At 63.4% G+C, this 18,193-nt stretch carries 14 protein-coding genes and 2 pseudogenes; 7 read left to right on the plus strand and 9 right to left on the minus strand.

Annotated elements, in window-relative coordinates; genetic code table 11:
• Positions 1-42 precede the first annotated feature (42 nt).
• From ACIPHM_RS00785 to ACIPHM_RS00795, 3 genes are all read left to right on the plus strand, one after another.
• Entirely contained in the window at positions 43-861 is an 819-nt protein-coding gene (locus tag ACIPHM_RS00785; RefSeq protein WP_400323368.1) for a Crp/Fnr family transcriptional regulator, read from the plus strand.
• 301 nt (positions 862-1,162) lie between these two features.
• Entirely contained in the window at positions 1,163-2,839 is a 1,677-nt protein-coding gene (locus ACIPHM_RS00790; RefSeq protein ID WP_400323371.1) for an amidohydrolase family protein, read from the plus strand.
• Between the two features lie 95 nt (positions 2,840-2,934).
• A complete protein-coding gene (locus ACIPHM_RS00795) occupies positions 2,935-6,348 on the plus strand; it encodes a hypothetical protein (RefSeq protein WP_400323373.1) in 3,414 nt (1,137 codons plus the stop codon).
• Between the two features lie 64 nt (positions 6,349-6,412).
• Here ACIPHM_RS00795 and ACIPHM_RS00800 read toward each other — a convergent pair whose 3' ends face one another.
• The 9 genes and pseudogenes from ACIPHM_RS00800 to ACIPHM_RS00840 form a co-directional block, all read right to left on the minus strand.
• Positions 6,413-7,357 carry a transporter gene (locus tag ACIPHM_RS00800; RefSeq protein WP_400323376.1) on the minus strand — a complete coding sequence of 315 codons (945 nt, stop codon included), beginning with the start codon at positions 7,355-7,357 and terminating at the stop codon, positions 6,413-6,415.
• Between the two features lie 725 nt (positions 7,358-8,082).
• Positions 8,083-8,361 (minus strand): hypothetical protein, encoded by a 279-nt coding sequence (locus ACIPHM_RS00805; protein ID WP_400323379.1) that lies wholly within the window; start codon positions 8,359-8,361, stop codon positions 8,083-8,085.
• Positions 8,362-8,418: 57 nt separating this feature from the next.
• Complete coding sequence (locus tag ACIPHM_RS00810; RefSeq protein WP_400324284.1) at positions 8,419-9,630, minus strand: class I SAM-dependent methyltransferase; 1,212 nt, start codon at positions 9,628-9,630, stop codon at positions 8,419-8,421.
• Positions 9,627-10,421 carry a DUF1365 domain-containing protein gene (locus ACIPHM_RS00815; RefSeq protein WP_400324286.1) on the minus strand — a complete coding sequence of 265 codons (795 nt, stop codon included), beginning with the start codon at positions 10,419-10,421 and terminating at the stop codon, positions 9,627-9,629. Before ACIPHM_RS00815 ends, ACIPHM_RS00810 begins: the two co-directional genes overlap by 4 nt.
• Positions 10,363-10,731 (minus strand): annotated as a pseudogene (locus ACIPHM_RS00820) (FAD-dependent oxidoreductase); the annotation flags it as partial. The pseudogene ACIPHM_RS00820 and the gene ACIPHM_RS00815, both read right to left, overlap by 59 nt.
• Before the next feature lie 205 nt (positions 10,732-10,936).
• Positions 10,937-11,113, minus strand: a pseudogene (locus ACIPHM_RS00825) (hypothetical protein); the annotation flags it as partial.
• Positions 11,114-11,348: 235 nt separating this feature from the next.
• Positions 11,349-12,083: an anti-sigma factor domain-containing protein gene (locus tag ACIPHM_RS00830; RefSeq protein WP_400323382.1), complete on the minus strand. Its 735-nt coding sequence runs from the start codon at positions 12,081-12,083 to the stop codon at positions 11,349-11,351.
• Entirely contained in the window at positions 12,080-12,706 is a 627-nt protein-coding gene (locus ACIPHM_RS00835; protein ID WP_400323385.1) for a sigma-70 family RNA polymerase sigma factor, read from the minus strand. Before ACIPHM_RS00835 ends, ACIPHM_RS00830 begins: the two co-directional genes overlap by 4 nt.
• A 218-nt stretch (positions 12,707-12,924) precedes the next feature.
• Positions 12,925-13,767 (minus strand): class I SAM-dependent methyltransferase, encoded by an 843-nt coding sequence (locus ACIPHM_RS00840; protein WP_400323388.1) that lies wholly within the window; start codon positions 13,765-13,767, stop codon positions 12,925-12,927.
• Between the two features lie 213 nt (positions 13,768-13,980).
• Here ACIPHM_RS00840 and ACIPHM_RS00845 point away from each other — a divergent pair, with 213 nt between their 5' ends.
• From ACIPHM_RS00845 to ACIPHM_RS00860, 4 genes are all read left to right on the plus strand, one after another.
• Positions 13,981-14,769, plus strand: a complete 789-nt coding sequence (locus tag ACIPHM_RS00845; protein ID WP_400323391.1) for a hypothetical protein — start codon at positions 13,981-13,983, stop codon at positions 14,767-14,769.
• Positions 14,770-15,181: 412 nt separating this feature from the next.
• Positions 15,182-15,994, plus strand: a complete 813-nt coding sequence (locus ACIPHM_RS00850) for a YopT-type cysteine protease domain-containing protein (protein WP_400323394.1) — start codon at positions 15,182-15,184, stop codon at positions 15,992-15,994.
• 251 nt (positions 15,995-16,245) lie between these two features.
• Complete coding sequence (locus tag ACIPHM_RS00855) at positions 16,246-17,556, plus strand: MFS transporter (protein WP_400323397.1); 1,311 nt, start codon at positions 16,246-16,248, stop codon at positions 17,554-17,556.
• Positions 17,557-17,750: 194 nt separating this feature from the next.
• Entirely contained in the window at positions 17,751-18,131 is a 381-nt protein-coding gene (locus ACIPHM_RS00860) for a DUF2946 domain-containing protein (RefSeq protein ID WP_400323400.1), read from the plus strand.
• The last annotated feature ends 62 nt before the right edge of the window (positions 18,132-18,193 follow it).

Below are 18,193 nucleotides of genomic sequence, written 5' to 3' on the forward strand. Positions count from 1 at the left end.
CGGCACGTTGTCCCGCCCATCCCCTACAAAATATCTGGCGTCATGCAGCAACCTTCCGCACTTCCTGCCGGCTATGGCAATGCCGGCCAAGACATTGCCGTGCAGGCGGCGTCCCATTTGCCGTTGCGCTCCAACGGGCGCGATCTCACGGCCCGGCAGCGCGAAATTGTCTGGACCGCGTTTCGCAACAACGCAGGCCTGCGTACGTGGTCCGACGACGTGCTTGGTGCCCTGATCGAAGCGGGCCATTTGCAGACGTACCCCGACGGCACGCTGATCTACGCGGCCGGCGATCCGTGCACCGACATCCACGTCATCCTCTCGGGCGTTCTCGAGTGGCAGTGGACGACCCCGGAGGGCGGGCGCGCCGTCGAAGACTTCATTCCCCCCGGCGAGGTCGCGAATTTCATTGCCGTGCTCACGGGCGAGACCTCGGTTCACCATCAGCGCGCCCGGGGGCTCACCCGTCTGTTTCATATTCCTGCTCAGGCGCTGCAACGCCAGTTCGAGCGCGATCCGACGCTCAGCGCGTCGCTGCTGCGTCTGATCGCCGGGCGCGCACGCGGTCTGCACGACCGGCTCGGCCGTCACAGCCTCATGCCGTTCCGGGCCCGGCTCGCCTATCAGTTGCTGGCGCTCGCCCAGCGCTACGGCGTGCCCGATGGCGATGGCATCACCCTGAGCCTGAGACTCTCGCAGGAAGACCTGGCAGCCTTGCTGATGGCGTCGCGGCAGTATCTGAACCGGGAATTCCGCTGGTTCCTCGACCGGCACCTCGTGCGCGTGCGCTACGGGCGCATCACGCTGCTCGACAGCGAAACGTTGCGGGACATCAGCGAGGGCAGGCAGGTGCAGCCCTGACTGACTCGAGAGGATCATTGTGGAAGTGAGGTGGCTGCGCGATCTGTCACCAACCGGACAATGTTTCGCGAGATTTCTTCTACCTAAATTCTTCGGCGCAAAGCGCGGGCTCCGCGATGCGGCACGCATTCGGTGCGAGGGTGTCGCTCGAATCGGTGCATGTCGCATCGATTGCGCCCCAATTTCGTTCATCTTCGCGTAGCGCGCAAACGCTTCGGATTGCGGTGCTGTCCCGACTTGAGAATCGATACATTGGTTGCACGCACGTGAAAACCACAAGACTCTGAAGACGAGACATTCCATGAAGAAAAGTGCTATCGGCCCTCGCGACACCCATCTGACGACCCACGGCCAAGACCCGGCATCAACGTCGGCAGCCCCGCAAAACACCCCGTCCGGAACGCCCGCCGGGCGAGCGAAGGACGGTAGGTTCGCGGGACTGAAAAAGCGCCCGACGGGGGGATCGTCGACGGCATCGAAAGACGCCGGCCCGCGCCAGAGGGTGCTCAACCAGAAGACATTTGCCGACAAGAGCGTCCGTCCGGACAAGCTCGTTGCGACCGAGCTGGCGCATTCCGGCATCACGCTGGCCGACGGAACGCCTGTGCGTGGCAATCACTTCGGTACGCCGAAGTTCGTCATGCCGAACGCGATGGGCAACGAGCCCCATACCGACAGTCACATGCACCCGACCAACTACGTCCAGCAGGGCCTCACGCCCAAGCAGGTGCTCAGGATGATGGATGAGATCGGGATCCGGGCGTCGACCATGATGCCGATTCCGACGTCGCTGCAAATTCTGGAAAACAACCGGCAAGCCATCAACCCGGCGGCCTTCGCACGCGAGACGCAGGCGGGCGCTGTGGTGGGGCATGACCACGGCCACGAGGCGTTGCACGACTGTGGGCTGGAGTCCTACTACGTGCCCAAGGACATTCAGGAGCGGGAGATGAAGCGCAACGGCGGCATGCCGCTGTCCATCGAAGATTTCAAGAAGAATCCGGGGCTGATCGACGAAATCGTCCAGCGTGGCGAACTCTATCTCGACACCGCAGTGAACAGCCATCTGGCAAGTCAGCTCAACAAGGCCAATCTGAGCCAGGCCGAGCGCAGCCGTCTGGACCCGATGATCACGGGTTTGAACCTCGGCGATCTGCGCAGCGGCGTGAAACTCCTGGTGGAGCTTTTTCACAACAAGGGCACCTTCACCGGTATCGGCGAAATCACGGTTCACAAGGAACTCGTCGAAAACATGTACGCTGGGCAACGCGGTCAGTCGAACACCCAGAATCGCGGCAACGGCCTCAACGGCCTGAAGAACACGCTTGAGATGGCGGGCGTGGTGGGCATGCCGGTTGTCCTGCACTGCGACATCGACAATCTTCGCGCCCAGATCGAAGACGCCCGTCACGGCGACAACGCACCGGCGCGCGATCCGGCCAACTTCGCGGGCCTGCGCGAGATGTTCACGGATCCGCGCATCAAGGACACCACGATCATCTGGGCACACGGCGGCGGGCTTGGCCGATTCGTGCAGCAAGGCAAGGGTCACCTCGACCGTCTGACGCAACTGCTCAAGGACTGCCCGAACCTGTATCTCGATATCTCGTGGAGCGAAGTCGCCAAGCAGGTCAACAATCCGGCGACGAAGCAGGCCTGGGTCGAATTCCTCGAGAAGAACAGCACCCGCATCTGCTTCGGATCGGACACGCTCGCCCCGGTCAGCACAGCGAAGTGGAACGAGACCAAAAAGATGTACACGGAGGTGATGAGCCAGTTGTCGCCCCAGGCGAAGGAGAACATCCTGAATCACACCTACGAGAACGTCATTTCGGGCGCGCGAGACAAGGTTCGCGACTTCGAAAACAACGTCCTCACGCCCGCGTTCTACGAGAAGCACCTCATCAATCCGAACGCAGAGCAACCCCTCAGTGCCGCCACGGTGCGCGCCGAAATGGAGGCCGCACGCGCCGCCTGAGCGTACCGCTTCGCCGCCTCACCGTTGCAGCATTCCCCGAAATCTCCGCGACGCCCGCATAGCGTCGCGGAGCGCGATTCCATACGGAGGCAATCGTGAGTCTTGAACTGAGGAAGTTGGGCGCTCGCCTGATGGACACGCCCACCGAGCCTGACGTCGACCCAGCGCGTTCCCAGTCGGGGCCCGTCGCGCAACGACATTCCCGCGAGAGCGTTCCATCGCTCTCGGGCCTGAGCGGTCGCCGGCAAGCGGCGCAGGCGGCCGCGTCAGCCCCGCAAAAGGGCAAGAGCAGCATGCGTGCTCAATTGAGCCGCATCAAGGCGCAGTTGCAAACGGCGTCTTACAAACATGGTTTCGGTATTTCGCAAACGACCGTGTCGCTGACGCCATTCCATACGATCACGTCGTCGGCGAAACCCAAGAAACAGAGCGTGGTGCGCAACGAAGGGCAAGACGCGCCCACGGTGCCCGAAACGCTTACCGCATCAGGCGTCTCGGCAGCATCGGAACGTGCCACGGCCAAGCCGAGCAGTGCGCTGACGAAGCTGGATACCCCAGCAGAATTGAGGCGTGTGCTGGACAAGCATTTCAAGGGGACGCCTGCAGAGAAGCAGCGCTTGAGCGCGACACTTTCCGGTCTTCGTGAAACCGCGGATCTCAGTCACGCGCAGACGGCATTGCTTGCCAAGTCGCTCGCACTGGCGTTCCCCTCGGCGGATAAGGCCATCGACGCCGTGCGCGGACTGCGCGATCTGCGCATCATCGACGACATCCTCCACCCGTCGCCCGATCACAAGCAGGCGACGCCCCAGAGCAAGATGGGCTGGCAGTTCGCGGCACAGCTCGAATCCATGGAGGGCGGCATCGGCCTGGCGCTTCTGGATAAGGTCACGTCTCGCCCCAATGCCGGTGGTGACAGGCAACGCCTGCCCATGACCGAGGCACAGACCGGCATGGTCCGCGCCTATTTGCGTGCCGCGTCGGAGGTAGCGCGTGTCACGGGCGGCGACCGTGTCGACCCGGCAGCCATCTACGGGCAGGGGGCCATTGCCACGGCCATCGACGCAGCGCGTGGCGCCGGCGATGCACACGCGTGGCCGGGCCGCGCAGGCGCCGCAACGCCGCCGGGCGTCTCGCTCACGTTGGCAGAAAAGGCGCTGCTGGCATTGCACGACGAACTCGATCCCGCCGTCACGCGGCGCCACGGCTGCGCGTTCGCCGTACAGATGTTGCGCGGCGACATGGTGACCGATGCACGCCGCAACGCGGATGGCAGCCCCAGCGAGTTCCAGCGGGTCGAGTCCCGCGCCGCCAAGAGTTGCGGCAAGCACGTCGATCGCGCATTGCGCAGCGACACGAGCAATGTCCTGAAGTCCTTGCTGAGACGATTCGGGTTGCATCAGGGAAAGAGTCCGTACCACGCATACAACGCAGTCATCGCGCCGGACGGCCGTGACGTCGGCTTTGGCCTCTCGCACACGGGCGGCATCCATGAAGGCCGCGCCGTCAAGGACATGATCGACGTGCTCGAACGAGCAATGAAACAAGGCGGCGGGCCAGGAGGGCTGCCATTGCTGGACGCCCATGGCAAGGCGTCCACGTCATCGCCGGACGATGCAATGCTGCGCAGCCTCGTCCGGCTCGCCGTGTTGCAGTCCGTGCAAGCGAATACGGTCCTCCTGCCGCGATACGCACGGGGTGACGAGCCGACCGCGCAGATGCGCGCCGCTGCGCGTGAAGGCGTTCTGGGGATGATTCGTCACCCGGCTAGCGGGAGTGCCGGGCGCACCGACTCGCTGACACGTCGGATCGACGAGTTGCTCGACGAGGAGGGCGGCCGCCTCACCCCTGCGGCCTTGCTGCGCTGGGCGGCCGATGCCGGTGGCCCGGCAGACGAAGCCGCGCTGAAGCACCTCACGGGCAAGACACCCGCCGGCGCTCAGCCCGATTGGGCGCTATTTGCCCAGGGCTTCGCCCGCGCGGCACTGGACCAAGCCCCCGCCGTGGAAACGCCGTCCATCAAAGGCGCCACGCGGGAGGCGGCCAGCAAGGTGCTGGCCGACATGGTGCGAGGCGAAGAACTCGGCTCGGGTTTTTCGATGACCCATGGTGGCTTCACGCAAGGCACGACGCGCGGCATCTCCGAGATCATCTCCGGCATTCTGAGCGCGGGCACCAGTTCGCTGCGCCTCGATCTGGGCGGCGGTCGCAAGCGGTATGTCACGTTCGAGTCCGGGGTCGGCACCGACCGCAGCTATCTACGCATGGGCGTGGCCACGGTCAAGCAGGCGCAAGGCGGGGCGGGCGCCTCGATCGGCCCTCGTCTGGCCGTCTCGGAAGAGTACAAAGTCTCGGCGTCCGCCGGGGCGGATCTTCAGCAGGCTTATGAGGACCTGCATTATGAAGGCGCTGTGTTCGGCTTCCCGCGACATCTGTCCGGCGGTGTCGGCGGCGACCGCGACCTCGCCGCGAAGAAGGCGCAGCTCGTGGCGTTGTTGCTCGACGTTGCGGGCGGCGGTCATGGCGACGGGGCATTGCAGCGGCCCGGCAACAAGGAAGATCAGGGGTCGCTGGTCAAGTCGGCGTATCAGGCGTTCGGCGACCAGATCTCGGTGGGACGTTTCGAGATCACCGGACCCAGCCACATCACGACCGGCAGCGTGAACGGTGGCGTCGGCGTGACGGCCGGACACTTCAGCGTGGGCCCCAATGTGCGGATCTCCGGTCAGATGAAGATCAGCGCAACCGACTATCAGGATCTCTCCGGCACGCTGAAGACGATCAAGACCGCCGATGCCCACACGTTCAAAGCCAGTGTCGACGGTACGCTCGCCACCTTCAGCGGACTCGTGACCGACCAGTTGGCGAGCACCGCCGCAGGCGCCGCGTCGCACGCCGTCGGCGACCATATCTCGACATTCACTCAACTGGTTGCGGGTCGCGTCGGTGCAGGGTCGGCAGACGTATTCAAGTGCGGCGAAACGCGCTCGACCAGCCGGATTCTGGTGGACGGCAAACAACTGCCGACAAGTTGCGCCATCACGACCTACGACGACCCGGCGTCCTTCGTGGGGGCGTTATCCAGCGACTTCGATCGCTTCGCGCAAGACAAATCGAAGAAATTCTTCGGTGCGCGCCACGGGAGCGCGCCAGAGGTGTCCGTGGACATCGAAAAGCGCGTGCTTGGCGAATTCACGGGTCAGTTGCTGGCGCAGCATGACCTCACCGCAGCGCCGCAGCTTTATTGGGAATGGGGCAATCACGTCGATACGGTCAATCTGCTGGCGGCCGACGCGGGCCTCTCGCGCAAGCTCAACGACATGCCGCGTGCGGCCGAGGCCGAGACGGACATGAGACGTATTCACCATGATCCCGCGTATCGGGAGGGGCGTTTCGTGATCAGCGCCAACATCCAGTCAGCGAGCGCCACGAAGGGGCTCAACGGTCTGGTGGGCATGACGCACAACATGGAGAGTCGCGTCACCGAACAGTCGCTGCGCTTTAGTTGACACGTCGCCGGGCCGCGCCACGCACGGGCGACACCCGTGTTTGCAGCGGTCCGGTGGCATTCGCTCAGAAGATCAACGTCGCCGTTGCCATGAACGTTTTCGTGCTCTTCAGACGATTCGTGGCGGCGACGGTCGGCACCCAGCGCGCGGAGAACGATAACGGATGTTTGCCGTCCAGCTTGGTGTCGTAGGTCACGATCGGGCCCATCGCAAAGTCATGGCCGCGAAATCCGTTGAGACGATCCGCGCTCGGGCCGCTGTCGTTGCCGAGTTGTTGCGTCGTGCCTATCACCAGACCGATGCCCAGGCCGTTCGAAAACTTCTTCAGACCCATGACGTCCAGCGTGAAGAGCGGGGCGTTCTGGTAGTCGGTGGCGGTATTGCGCGTGTAGAACTGCACTCCGGCAATGACGTCGAACTCGAGGTCGTAGGACGGCACGAACTTCGTGTAAGCGACCTGCGGGATGAACGTCCAGTTGTTCAGACTGGGGTTGGCCAGTGAATTCGGGTCGTAACGCCCGGTCGGCGCCCAGATCGCCACCGAGAACGACATGTGATCGGTCTTCGAGAAGTGATAACCCGCGATGATCGGCGTGAAGGTAATGTCGAACAGATTCGATGCGTTCTGCGACGTCGTGGCCGAGCGCTCGCCCACGCCGAGTGTCGCGCTCGCCTTGGTCCACAAATAGGGCAGCGTGAAGCTAGACGCGAAATTCCACGCGCCGGTGCCCGTGTCCCACGTTTTCATCAGCGTGGCGAGCGTGAACGACAGTTCCCCCTCCAGCCCCAATGACGTCTTGCCCGCAATCGGCGCCTGACGACTGCCGCCCATGTTGCCGTCGAAATAAATTTCCGCCACGTTGACGGCCCAGATCGGCTCCGGGGAGACGACGCCCGCGTTCGGCTGCACGCCCGTGCCGCTGAGCGGTCGCCCTAGCGCGCCTTCCGTCGCGTTGGCTAAGGGCGTAACGACGGCGAGCGCCAGCAGCGTAGCACTCAGTGTTTGCACCGCACGCGCTCGCCGGCGCACGGTAGATCGGGGATTCGTGAATGACGAAACAGACGTGGGGCACAGATGCGACATGTTGGTGGCCTCGGACATCATTGGCGGGGATTGCGTGAACTGCCGGGATTGCCGGGACTGCCGTTATTGCTATTACGCTCGCCGGCAAACCAGCGGAAATACGGGTTGGCGCCGTCGAGCTGCATGGCTGTGCCAAGTTGACGAGCCCACGTGTTGCGATCGCCGTCGAGCGCGAAGGCTTGACGTCCGACCCACGGGGCGTATTCGATGTCGACTTCCCTGAGCGCTTGTGCTACGCCCGGCTGCGCGAAACGCTGACGAATCGATGCCGCATCGAGCTCTTGATATCGCGCACGCCGGTCTCGAAATTGGATTCAAGGCTATTATCTAATCCAAACAAACTCAATTGAAATTTTTGACGTCTATATAAATTATTCTTTGACTTGATTCGTTTGTTTGCTTAATGTGCTTATGGCATTTGAATTGGCAAAGGAGTGCCGAGTTATTTTTAAGATAATTTAAATTACCGGCATTATGAGGCGGTCGTCGGGCAAAGGGCGGTGGTCCGGCAGATTCTGATCGCCTTGCTTGCAGACGGTCATGTGCTCCTGGGGAGCCGGCCGCGCGCAGTAAGCCTCCAAGGATGACGACGATGCGCTCGTCGCGTTCTCGCAAATCTTCTCTCAGCAAAAGCACGATACAGCCGCGTTCTATATGGGCAACTCGCCGGGGGCGGGATCAAAGCCTATGGCATCGCGCTCAAGCTGCACCCCGGATGGGCCAAAGCGTCCGCCAATATGGCGTTGACGCAGGACTTGATAAAAGCGCAGGAGCAATCCGACGACACGCAGCAGCAGCCGGCTTCGGGCGAAGAGAAGCGTCGCCGGATGGCGTTCGGGATGGCGGCTTCGATGGCTAGGCGCAGCGATTGTCGTTGCCGCCGGGATATTCGCCTGCAATGTGCGCGCCGACGAGCCGCCGAAGACCATAATTATCGTATCGAACGCAATAACCCCCTGGAAAATCAGGGGCTTCTGCCAGCCGCTTCAGCGATCGCGTTTCACAACGAAGTGCTTCACACCGATGCGTTGCTCGGCAAAGGCCGCCTGGCAGTATTGGAGATAGAGCTGCCATGTGCGGATGAATGTGTCGTCGAAGCCTTGCGCGCGCACCGCATCGAGCTGCGCTTCGAAGGCCGCGTTCCAGTGTTGCAGGGTTCTGGCGTAGTCGAGCCCGAAACTCAGCGTCTCGGTCACGCTCAGGCCGCAATCGCGGGCCGTACTCACGAATCGTTCTGCACTCGGCAGCATGCCGCCGGGAAAGATGAACTCGCGGATGAAGTCGCTCGAGACGCGATACGCGGCAAAGGCGTTGTCGTCGATGGTGATCGACTGAATGAGTGCGCGACCGCCGGGCAGTAGACGGGTCTTGAGCGTGTCGAAGAAGGTCGGCCAGTACGCTTCGCCCACCGCTTCGAACATCTCGATGGAGACGATGGCGGTGAATTGCCCCTGCACGTCGCGGTAATCGGTGAGCGAAATCTGGGCGAGGTGCCCCAATCCTGCCGCGTCGATGCGCGCTTTGGCGAGTGTGTATTGCGCTCGCGAGATGGTGACGCCATGCACCGCGATTCCAAGCCGCGCCGCGTGCAGGGCAAATCCGCCCCAGCCGCAGCCGATCTCGAGCACACGGTCGCCGGGGCCTAGCGCCAGCGTATCGACGATCCGCTGGTACTTGGCGTGTTGGGCCGCGGCGAGCGAACGATTCTCGTCGCCCTCGAACATGCGGCTCGAGTAAGTCCACGTCGAGTCGAGCCAGAGGCCATAGAAGTCGTTGCCGAGATCGTAATGCGCGTGAATATTGCGACGGCTGCCCGCGTGCGTATTGCCGCGCAGACGATGCCGCAGGCGATACCAGACGTTGGCAAGCCGCGAGCCCCTCACTGTCTCGGAGATCGACGAGAGATTGCGAATCGCGAGCCGCAGCAGCGTGACCATATCGGGTGAGCTGACCCATCCCGCGCGGTACGCCTCTGCGAAGCCGACGTCGCCTGCGCGCAGAATACGGCGGCACGCGCGCCAGTCATGTACCAGCAACGTGGCGCCCGGTTGGCTGTGGGGGCTGCCTAAAACGTGGCGGGTGCCATCGGGACAGATGAGCGTCAGATGCCCGGTCCGGATGCGGCGCAACAGTGCGAGGAACCATCGGGCCGAGATCGGCGCGACGGGGTAGGGCGAGAGCAAACGAAGCGGAATCATGACCGTATCTCCCGATCGGACGGCGCGGTATTTCCCGGTGGCGTTGCGGAGAGCGCAGGGGGTGTCCGGCCGTGAAAGGGCACGCGCTTGAGCCAAAGCAGGAGCGCTTGCCAATGAATTCTTACGACAATATTGATCGCGTTCAGAGGGTGCGCGAGCGCCGTTCCCAAGACGCCCCGCGCAGTGAACGGCTCGGCACGCATGGCAAGCGCCGTGCGCAGGCGTAATTCGTCCCCCACGTAGTAATCGATGGCGACCGACCATGACCGTCCCTCGCGCCGCACATGGAATTCGTACCGACCCTCGACGTCGCAGAACGGCGAGACGTGAAAGACCTTGCGGCAGACGAGCCGGGTGCCGGTGTGAATGGCAGCATGGGCAGTGGCGCTGAGCAAATAGCCGTGATGTTGGCCGAAGGTGTTGCGCACGTCGGCGTAAAGTGCGCGCAGATTCCCCTCGCGGTCGTGGCAATACCAGAAGCTCACGGGGTTGAAGGCGTAGCCCGCCATGCGCGGAACCGTCTGCAACCAGATCACGCCGTCGGCCGGAATGCCCGCGTCCGCGAGGCGCGCTCGCATCCATGGCACCAGCGCGCTGCCGTCGTGCGGGCCGTAGTCGCTCGACTTCAGGCTGAGCACGCGCCATCGGTCCCAGGCGAACCAAGAGCGGCACACCGCCCCGGAACGTTCCAGATCGCAGGCGAGTTGGAACATCGGATAGGAGAACGCATGCCTGACCGGGTGCAACCGTGCGTGGGTCACGTGGCCGCGCAGCAACCAGACGGCGGGCAGCGGGGAGGCGTTCCGATACCGAGAACGACATGTGGCTTGCGAGGGCTCGCACGCCGAGTTCGTCGAAAAGCGCGATCAGGTTGGGATACGTGCGGTCGTTGAACACGAGAAAGCCGGTGTCGACCGGGGCGCTGACGCCGTCTAGCGTCACGTCGACGGTGTTCGTGTGCCCGCCAACGTAGCCGCCGGCTTCGAACAGCGTCACGCGATGCTTGCGGGCAAGAAAATAGGCGCTGGCGAGCCCGGCAATGCCTGCGCCGACGACGGCGACACGTTGGCCGGGCGGCTGCGTGACAGTCGGTGGGTTCATCGATATCTCCCGTCAGAAGGGGGATTTGCCGGACATGCCGGGCGCCAGATGCTTTTCGAATAAGTAATGGCCAACACCCCATTCGCGCCCTCGCGCGTAATCGAAGAGCTCGGCGACGGCCATGTAGAACATGCGCCACCGTTGATCCGGCTTGGCAGACCTCGCCCTGATGGCGGGGATCGGCGGTAAAACGTCGCAATTGACGGTCGGCGGAGGCCTCCCCGGCCACGGCGGCGAGCCAGATCAGCGAGGCGACGACGATGGTGGCCACAGACGGTGTCTTCGGGTTGAACGCAGGCACGAAGAACGCCGTCGCCAACAGCATCGCGATCACGCCCGGTCGACCATGCCCGCGTTCTGCGTGCGCCATTGGTAGAGCCATGCGGCAATCAGCGCGAGGCTCATTCCGGCAAATGCGATGACGAAGGCGGTGGCGACGGCAACTGGCATGCGGGCTCCGACAGCGAATTCGGGGTGCGATATTGCGCTGTACGGATGCCACGCGCCGGCGGATGCACGACCCGCAGAAATATTTCAGGGCAGCGGACGGAAAAAGGGCTGTCCCGAATGCGGACAGCCCTGTCAGATAAGGCGGAGAGCCATGGCGAGTAATGCCGTCAGGCGGGACGAATGGTCCCTGTGGCGACCACCGGACCGGTCGGCTGACCGGTCGGCGAGCCACCCGGCGGTTCGATCGACACGGCGAGCACGGCGTTGCTGCCGACCTTCGCGAGGATCTCGGGCGAGAGCGCCATCGACGCGGGTTGGTCGGCGGCAAAAACGCCGAGCGGAATCGGCTTGGCATTGTGCGGAATCAGCCAAAGCTCCGTGGTCCGGCCGGGCTCGATGGTGGGTTTGTCGGCCGGCACGACGACCATGTTGGCGCGGTGCATGTCGAGCGTTGCTGTCCAGTGGGCAACGCCGTCCTGCCGCGCGATCGTCGCCACCATGTACGCGCTGGTGGCGACCGGCGCAGGCCCGCGTGGTTGCGTGAGCGTGCCGACGTTGACGGCCAGCAGAGCGAGCGTCGCCACGCTCGCACCGATCGCCAGCCAGCGCCAGAGTCCCAGGTTGTCCCACAGGGAGGTCATGGCAGCGGGCTTCGGCTGGGCGGCGGTTACTGTCAGACCAAGGTCGTGCTGAATGCGCTGCCAGACGCGTGGCGGCGGTTCGACCGGCGCGACATCTTCCGTCAGTGGTGCAACACGCTGCTGCCACTGGTCGAGGCTTTCCCGGACGAGTGGGTCGACGCTAGCGGACTGCTCCAGCTCGCGTCGTTCCGTGGCGTCCAGTACGCCGAGTGCATATTCGGCGCAGCGCAGGTCGTCGTCTTGGTTGGCGGGCGTATTCATTGATCGAGGCACACCTTCAGTTGCATCAGGCTGCGCCGGATCCAGCTTTTCATTGTCCCGAGCGGCACGCTCAGGCGGGTGGCAAGTTCGCTATACGAGGCGCCGCTAAAGAACGCTTCCCGCACGACGCCGCGCTGCTGTGGTTCCAATCGCTGCATGCAATCTTCGAGGCGCTGGCGCGCTTCGGTGGCTTCTGCCAGGGCTGCGGGCGTCGGATCTTCGGAGGGGATGGCAAGGGCGTCCAGCTCATCCAGCGCGGCCTCGCGGTGTTCGCGCAGACGGTCGATGGTGCGGTTTCGTACCAGTGCGATGAGCCACGTCATGGCGTTGCCTCGGGCGGGGTCGAAAGCCTCTGCACGTCGCCAGATGTTGACGAAGACGTCTTGAAGCAGGTCTTCAGCCTCGGCACGCTCGCGCACCATGCGCAGGATCACGCCGAACAGCCGTGAGGACGTCGCCCGGTAGAGCTCGGCAAACGCCTCGCGATCTTCTTGCCCGACTGCGACGAGGGTGCGGTTTAACGTGTCGTGCCATGTGGCGTCGGCACGGCTTTCGCCCGAGCGGGAGAGGCTCGACGGACTCGATGGACGTACTCGGTTGGCGCTTTCGGGCGTGTCGCTCATACGGACGAGGCCGTGGCATGGGCCATAGCGTTGACGTTGCGAGCAATATAGCACCTTCGATGTGACGTGGCGCATCGTGTCCGGCGGAAGCAGACTGGCGCTAGGCATAGCGGTGCCTCGAAGAAAGTCCATGCCGACGAATACGGGCGACATAGGCGTTCGGATGCATCGGATTTGCCGGGGCGCATCCGTTCCGGCGCCCCGGATATCGGAACGCTTCAGGCCTGTGCGACGGGGGCGGTGAAGAAGCGTTCGCGCATCTCTTCCAGCCCCAGCGATTCCAGCACGCTCTGTAGGCGCTCTGCGGGACGGCGGCGCGGCAGATTCTTGTACTGCGCGACGATCAGCTCGTTCTTCATCGAGTGCTCCCAGCCCACAAGTTCAGTCACGTTGACCTGATAGCCATGGGCTTCGAGTTGCAGGCAGCGGAGTACGTTGGTGACCTGACTGCCGAATTCGCGCGTGTGCAGCGGATGACGCCAGATTTCCGTGAGCGCATTGCCCGCCAGTTGCTGGCCCTTGTGCTTGCGCAACACGGCAGCCACTTCGGCCTGACAGCATGGCACCAGCACGATGTGGCGCGCCTGTTTGGCCAATGCGAAGCGGATGGCGTCGTCGGTCGCGGTATTGCATGCGTGCAGCGCAGTGACAACGTCGACCGTCTCGGGCAGCGCCGACGACGTGATCGAATCGGCCACCGAAAGATTCAGGAACGACATCCCCGGAAAGCCGAGGCGTTGTGCCAAGGCTTGCGAGGTCTTGACGAGGGCTTCGCGGGTTTCGATGCCGAAGATGTGTGAATCGTCCGCCAGCGCTTTGAAGAACAGATCGTAGAGAATGAAGCCCAGATAAGACTTGCCTGCGCCGTGATCGACGAGCGTCACACGGCCGTTTTCGGTCTTGACTTCCTGAAGCAACGGCTCGATGAACTGAAACAGGTGATAGACCTGCTTGAGCTTGCGCCGGCTGTCCTGATTCATCTTGCCGTCGCGCGTCAGGATATGGAGTTCCTTGAGCAGTTCGACGGACTGGCCGGGGCGGATTTCGTGGGTGTTCGACATGGGGAAACCGAGTAAGCAACGGGAGGGAGTGCCTCCCGGAAACCGCTAGTTTACCGAAAAGAGCGGCGGCTAGCGCTGACGACCGGAATTCGTCGTGACTGACGTCAAATGAGATGGGTTCGTTTTTCCGCATCTCCGGTTCGCGTCGCGTCGCGTGGTCGAGTGGGTTGTGCTGTAGAACCGATCTGCACGCAATCCTGAAGGACCATTCCGATGCAACCTACGCGCATTCACTCAGGCCGCTCATCGCAGACGAGCGACACCTCGGCCCATGACGCCAGCCGACAAGGGCAGGGCGGTGCGACACCCGCCACGGGCAACAATCACGACGCGGCCGCAATGTCGATGCCGCTTCAGCAATTGAACGCAATGCGTCCGGCTCGACGCACCTTGCCGGCCCCACCGCAAGGTTCGACGGCGGCGAGCGCATCTCATTCGGGGACGAATCCGGCGCGAGCGGGCCGACGTCCGTTACCCGCGAATCCGGGCATGATGCCGGGGCAGTATGGTGCTTCGGTCGCGGGTCCGGTGGCCCATGCGCCGCGCGCGATGTCGAACACCGCGCATGTGGCCCCTCGTGCGTTACCTGCCCTGCCTGCTGCGGCGCCGATCCAGAGTCGCCCGGTCGCGCAAGCTTCCATGACGACGGCCGGCCCGCGCAGCCATCGTGCGTTACCACCGACACCCGCGATCTCCGCACAAAGCGCGCCGGTCGACCCGACCATCCCAAGAACGGTCGGCGGACGTCGCGAACTCGCCCAGGGGCTTCTGTCTCATGGTGCGGATGTTCGAGGCGCGGCGCTGGCCTCGGGGATAACGGAACCGCGGGAACTGGCGTACTTGAGCGCCTGGCACAGCGTGTACACGGGCACCGCCACAGCCTCTCAGGCCGCGCGGACAATCCAGAATCCGTCACGGGAGATGATCGACCAGTTGGCGTCACTGGAAGCCGACGCTGCCGGCGGGTCGAACTACCATTCGTTGCCGCCGTATCCGGGGTGATCGTCAAAACACCAATGGCCGCGCCCCGGAACGGATCGCGCGGGGCGGTGATCTGAGTTCGACGAATTCCCTCGGGACTTCGTCGATCGCTACCCCGCTTCGCTTGTGGGCCGCGCAGACTTTGTCGGCACCCTAGAGTCTGCTGTAACGACAGTCTCGATTGCCGATGCTGATCGGTTTGGCAAACTTCTTACGGCAACCTGCGATGCCCACCAACGTCCCTCGACAGACCCCGACCTCCCAGACTTACACGGGAGACCCCAATTACCGGCAGCATCCTTCCGGTACGCCCCATGCGACGACGCCGGCCACGTCCGGAAATTCGTCCGCATTCCCGAGTGCGTCGGGTCCGCTTCCGCCCACGAGGCGTTCGCAACGTAGCAGCGACACGTCGCCGGCGCCGCGCCGCAGCTTGTCCAGTCAGCCATCGCTGCACGGCGTCCACTATCCTCCGCAGTCACAAGGTAGGCAGACGAGGGAGACCACCTCGTCGAGCGCATGGCTCAGCCGTCTGTGCTGCCTGTCCGACCCGGCACAGGACACCGACCGGCTGGCGCAAGCGCAGCGGCCAGACTTGTCGAATATCCTGCGCATCGACAGGGCGCTGGCGCAACAACGCACCCGCGACGCGCTGCTGCCGTTCCTCGGCAACCGCTACAACATGAATCAGGTGGCGGACGCCATCGGGCAGCAGATCGGCGATGGGGTGTGCTACGGCCTGAGTATGGAGTGGCTCGCCCACCGCCGTTCGGGCGGTGCCGGGCAGCAACCCGACAGTCTGGCGGCATTGCGATCGCCCGCCGCCCTGACGCGGGCGCAGGCGGTGCAAAACCGTTATGTCGGCTACCAGCAGAGCATTCAGGCGGTATCGCACGATCCTTCGGTGAGAACCGACATGGCCATGATGGAGATGTTCCGCCAACATCGGGTCCAGGCCGGCCGGGAGGCGGGGCCGTTCAGTGGGGCGTCTGTGGGGACATTGACCCGAAAGCCGGGCGACTACGTGATTGCACTGGCGGGTTACGGGACGGGACATGCCATCACGCTTCATCGTCCGACGCGGCACGAGCCAGACCAGCGACTCACGGTTTTCGACTCGAACATGGGCGAGTTCAAGGTGTCACGCCGGAACGAGAAATACTTCTTCGACGCGATGCGCGCGCGTTACGACGTGATCGGCTCGAGATTCACGAGCGCCACGGCGTATTCGATTTCGATGGAATAAAGCCGTTGGCTTCGACGTTTTCGAAGGCATAGATAGCACACATTATCTTGCCGCCCGGGTTTCTGCTTCCATTGGGCCGCGGCCACGAGCCGCTGCACCGAAGCCAGGGCTATTCAGGGGCCGGACCCAGGCCTATCGAGCGCTCGCGTACCGCTGTGACGCGAGCGCTCGACAAATCCAGACACATTCCTGGCGTTCTTACGTCGACTTGGCCGGTGCCTTCGCGCGCGGCCGAACCTCTTTTCCGACACATGTCTTCTATCTCACGTTCCGTCAGTACGGCATCGAACGGCGCCGGTGCGCTCAGCCGGGGTCGACTCCTGTTCGCGAGCTTCATCGGCACCGCGATCGAGTTTTACGATTTTTACGTTTATGCCACCGCCGCCGCGCTTGTGATCGGTCCGGTGTTCTTCCCGCACGGCTCGTCAACCGCGCAGGCACTGTCGGCGTTCGTCACCTTCGGGATCGCGTTCATCGCGCGTCCGATTGGTGCTTTCCTGTTCGGCCATTTCGGCGACCGCTTCGGACGCAAGTCGACGTTGGTCGCATCGCTGCTGGTGATGGGCGTTTCGACCACCGCAATCGGCTTTGTCCCCGGTTATGACGCGATCGGCACGCTCGCGCCTGTGCTGCTGTGCGTGTTGCGATTCGGCCAGGGTATCGGGCTGGGAGGAGAGTGGGGCGGTGCGGCGCTGTTGGTTACGGAACACGCGCCTGCCGGCAAACGCGGCTGGTTCGGCATGTTCCCGCAGCTCGGCCCGTCGATCGGATTTCTGATGTCGAACGGTCTGTTTTTCGCGCTCGCGATCGGCCTGACCGACGAGCAGTTCCGGAGTTGGGGCTGGCGCGTGCCGTTCCTGATCAGCGCTGTGCTCGTGGCGGTGGGGCTTTACGTGCGTTTGACGATCACCGAGACGCCGGCGTTTCAGGCGGCAATCGAGCGCAATGAGCGCGTGCGTGTGCCGGTGGCCGTGCTAATTACCCAGCACTGGGCGCCGACGCTGCTCGGTGCGTTGTCGATGGTCGTGTGCTACACGCTGTTCTACATCTCGACGGTGTTTTCGCTTTCCTACGGCGTTGGCACGTTGCATATTGCACGGCCGAGCTTCCTCGGGTTGCTCTGCATGGCGATTGTGTTCATGGCGATCGCCACGCCGATATCGGCCTGGGCGTCTGATCGCTACGGCCGCAAACCGGTGTTGATCGTCGGCGGATTGCTGGCGTTGCTGTCGGGTTTCACGATGGAGCCGCTGTTGGGTAGCGGTTCGATGCCGTTTGTCGCGCTTTACCTGAGCATCGAGCTTTTCCTGATGGGCGTGACGTTCGCCCCGATGGGTGCGCTGCTGCCGGAACTATTCCCGACGAATGTGCGCTACACGGGCGCCAGCGTCGCATACAACCTCGGCGGCATCCTCGGCGCCTCGATCGCGCCGTACATCGCGCAACTGCTGGCCGAGCGTGGTGGCCTGTCATGGGTCGGCGCGTATGTGTCGGTCGCTGCGGTGGTTAGCCTGATCGGCGTTTTGCTAATGAAAGAGACACGTCATGCGAAGTTGATGTAAGCGGCTGCCGAAGCCGCCGTGTGAGGGCTGCGCGGCGGCTGGATTGCTGGTTTTCGCGGGTATCTTTTACTCGCAAAATGGGTATTTCTTTCGCGTATCGCGTTGTAGCGTCGAGTAATAAATCGCGTTGGTAACAGCGCGCGGAAGCCCTATATGGGCGTCGTCGCCGGTGCTAGACTTCCCGCGCTAACCCATTGACCATAACAAAGCGTAATCAAAAGCGACTCGCAGTTTGGCTTGGCCTCGTTGCCATGTGGCTGGTTGTCGTCGCGCCTTTGGTCAGTAGCTCGCTGATGACGCAGAGGTGGGACACCCCGCACGGCACGCTGTGCTCAGCGGCATCCCAATTTGAAAGCCATGATACCGCCGAGCATCGGCAGCATGTGGCCCACGGCGACGCATGCTGCTATTGTCATTTCCTTGAGCACCACGCGGTGGTGCTTGGCATGCCGCTTCCCGGAATCTACCTCGCGTGCATCGTGGTCGTTCTTGCCGTTACCACGTTTGCCCTGCGATTCATACCTATCGGTGCGTTCCCGTCGGGGCGCCCCCGAGCCCCTCCCTTCGCATTCTGAGCGTGACAACAGGAAATCCCGTGGCACACCACGTCACGGGGGCCCCGTCATGGGGGCGTCCA

Source organism: Pandoraea sp. NPDC087047 (assembly GCF_044745225.1).
Lineage (GTDB): Bacteria > Pseudomonadota > Gammaproteobacteria > Burkholderiales > Burkholderiaceae > Pandoraea.